The 1,093-nt window shown below is 74.7% G+C and carries 2 protein-coding genes; both read left to right on the top strand.

Annotated elements, in window-relative coordinates; genetic code table 11:
* Positions 1-610: hypothetical protein (locus LCD35_RS14210; protein ID WP_225044317.1), on the top strand; the 610-nt coding region annotated here is incomplete at its 5' end.
* Positions 580-984, top strand: a complete 405-nt coding sequence (locus LCD35_RS14205) for a hypothetical protein (protein ID WP_225044316.1) — start codon at positions 580-582, stop codon at positions 982-984. The genes LCD35_RS14210 and LCD35_RS14205, both read left to right, overlap by 31 nt.
* Positions 985-1,093 lie beyond the last annotated feature (109 nt).

The raw sequence follows: 1,093 nt of genomic DNA, 5'->3' as shown, positions 1-1,093 counted from the left end.
GCCCCCGCCCCCGCACTGGAAGCAGCCCCCGTTCCGGCAGCAGCCGCCCCGTCGCAGCAAGGCGCTGCCGGTGGTCCTGCTGCTGCTCGCCGCCGTGGTGCTGGCGCTGCGCGCCGCCGCCGTCGTCGCGCTGCACGGCGGTTCCGACGCTGTCCGGCCGGAACGGGGTTCCGAGCGGCTCCTCCAGCTCACGCCCGGCAACCCCGCCGTGCACTACGGCACGCCCGCCGCGTTCGACGCCTGCGCGGTGCTGCCCCCGGACGTCCTGGAACGGGCCGGGCTGACGATCTCGCCGAACCGGGAACTGGAGCACTCCTACGCCAAGGAGGACGTGCCGCCGGAACGCGCGTTCGCCGGGCAGGAGATGAGCGGGTGCGACTACCTGGTGCGCTCCGACGTCCGCTCGGTCGACGTCGTGTCGCTGGAGCTCTACCAGCAGCCCCGCTCCGCCGAGAGCTGGGCGGAGACCGTCGCCGATCGCGCCACCGACGCCGCCACCGAGATCCGCACCGACCGCGGATTCCAGGTCGCCACCCGGCCGCGCTCGAAGCCGCGTTCCCCGGGACCGCGAGCGGCCGGGTGCAGGACACCTACCTGCCGTCCGAACTGATGATGAACGGCGACGGGTACCGGGTCGACACCTCCTGCACCCGCCGCATCGCCACCGAGGAGGACATCTACGGCCCCTCGCCCGACGGCATCAGCGCCGACTTCATGAACTGGGAAGCACCTGAACCCGGCGACAGGTACCTGGCGAGCATCTGCGGCCACGCCATCCTCGGCAGGGCCCCCGTGCGCTCCGACGTCCGGATCGGCGACGGCGACACCTGCCTCACCGACCTCAACGGGGACTGGCAACTGGAGTTCCGTACCGGGAAGACCACCGTCACCCTGCACACCACCCACGAACCACCCGCCGACCCGCAGGAAGTCGCCCGCCTCCTCGAACCGGCCGCCCGGCAGATCATCCGAAACCTGGCCTGAACACGAGAACGGCCCCCGCCCCCCCCCGGGGGGGGCCCCCCCGGGGGGGGGGGGGGGGGGGGCGCCCCCCCCCCCCCCCGGGGGGGCGGGGGCGGGGGGGGGGGGGGGC

Source organism: Saccharopolyspora sp. 6V (assembly GCF_020176785.1).
In the GTDB taxonomy this organism is placed as follows: domain Bacteria; phylum Actinomycetota; class Actinomycetes; order Mycobacteriales; family Pseudonocardiaceae; genus Saccharopolyspora_C; species Saccharopolyspora_C gregorii.
Note: the sequence above shows the minus strand (reverse complement) of the source record. Positions and strands in the feature narration are given on the sequence as shown.